The sequence below is a fragment of the Kribbella sp. genome (genome assembly GCF_035655035.1).
Classification (GTDB): domain Bacteria; phylum Actinomycetota; class Actinomycetes; order Propionibacteriales; family Kribbellaceae; genus Kribbella.
In genome coordinates this window covers 1-1,652 of sequence record NZ_DASRVN010000671.1, presented here as the reverse complement: position 1 = coordinate 1,652, position 1,652 = coordinate 1, and the positions used below count along the sequence as shown (strand labels likewise).

Annotated in this window: 1 protein-coding gene; it reads left to right on the top strand. The window is 69.9% G+C overall.

Annotated features, from left to right (window positions below; genetic code table 11):
- Nucleotides 1–1,503 (top strand): hypothetical protein (locus tag VFF46_RS35185; protein ID WP_325041578.1); only part of this gene is annotated, 1,503 nt, incomplete at its 5' end.
- Between the last annotated feature and the right edge of the window lie 149 nt (nucleotides 1,504–1,652).

Genomic DNA, 1,652 nt, shown 5'->3' with positions numbered 1-1,652 from the left:
ACCACGGTCCCGGCGTACGCTGAGGGGGTCGACTACACCGCACGCAAGACGTTCGATGACTGGGACCGCCTGTTCCAGAAGGGCGGTCCTGGCCAGCCGGACCAGCCGAACGACAACTCCAACCGCGACGGCCGGTCGGGCATGCTGGCCTGGAGCCAGTCGTACGTGCTGCTCGGCCTGGTCCGGATGTACGAGACGTACCGCGACACGTACTACCTGGACCGGCTGATCGACAACGTCGACCAGGTCCTCGGCGTCCGCGACAGCGCCCGCGGCGTCACCGACTACCGCGGGCTCTCGCTGCCCGCCTGGCGCGCCGACCACCCGTACACCACCGGGTACGCGACTCTTGCCGACGGCAACGGTCGGCCGCTGCTCGACCTGCGCGAGGCGCTCTCGTACGCCGAGGACACGACGGTCACGGTCAGCGCCGGAAGCCGGCCGGACACGTTCACGGTCCGGCTCGACAACACCTCGGTGAACCGCTCGGTCACGCACACCGACCTCTCCCTCGACCCGGGGAGCCCGGACTATGCCGTTACCCGGATCTACGCGGCCGCTCCCGGTCCGCTGCAGCTGACCGCGTCCGATCGGGGTTCGCGGCCGGGCGACGTACCGGCCTTCGGTAGTTACCAGATGCACTGCAAGCCGGTGATCTTCGCCGTACACACCGGCATGATCACGTACCCGATCGCCGCGTTCGTCCGGATCGTCGCGAGCTCGCCGGTACTGCGGAAGCGGTACTGGCGGAAGGCCTCCGAGTACCTGAGTGCCTGCCGCGAGGCGGTCGCCGTCCACGACTGGGAGTACAGGATGAACGAGGACGGCGGGTACCTGGTCTGGCCGAAGACGCAGCCGCTGCCGTACGACGGGTGTGAGCAGCCGATCAACCAGTCCGTCGGGCTCGGGCAGACGCTCGTGGAGCTCGCCCTCGTGACCGGCGACCCGGAGTACCGGGCGAAGGTCGCGGCGATGGGGCGGATGCTCGCGGCGCAGCTGACCGTCGACAGCGGGGACGCGTACGTGTGGCACTACTGGCCGACGGGCGGTCACATCTACGACGGGTTCGCGAAGACCGGGGACCCGGCGACCGACATCTCGGTCTTCACGCCGTCCGGCGGACCAGCGCGCCAGTTCGAGGACATCAGCCACGGCGCGATCGACGTCGAGTTCGCCGTACGGGCGTTCCGCGCGAAGCTGGCGTTCACCGGTCGGGACATGGAGCGGATCGCCCGGACGTTCACCCGCAACGTCGCCGCGACCGATGCCGACGGGCTGCCCGCGATCCACACCACCGTCGGCGGCGGCACCCTCGGCGGCCCGTCCGTCGCGGCCCAGGCTCCGCGCTGGATGCAGGTGACACCGTGGGACCCGCGGGTGCATGCTCACTGTCTGGCGCTCTACAACCGCAACCAGCCGACTCCGGAACGCGACGGCCAGCAGGCCATCGGCTTCGGCTGGCTCCTCGCCAATGTCGCCTACCTCAACTGGGGAGCCCGATGAGTACGACGTACCTGATGACCTCCAGCCTGAACGGCTTCGTCGCCGGCCCGGACGACGAGCTCGACTGGCTCTACGACCTGCCGCCCGCGGACCGCGACTTCGGTGCGTTCCTCGACGGCGTCGGCGCGGTCGCGATGGGCGCGTCGACG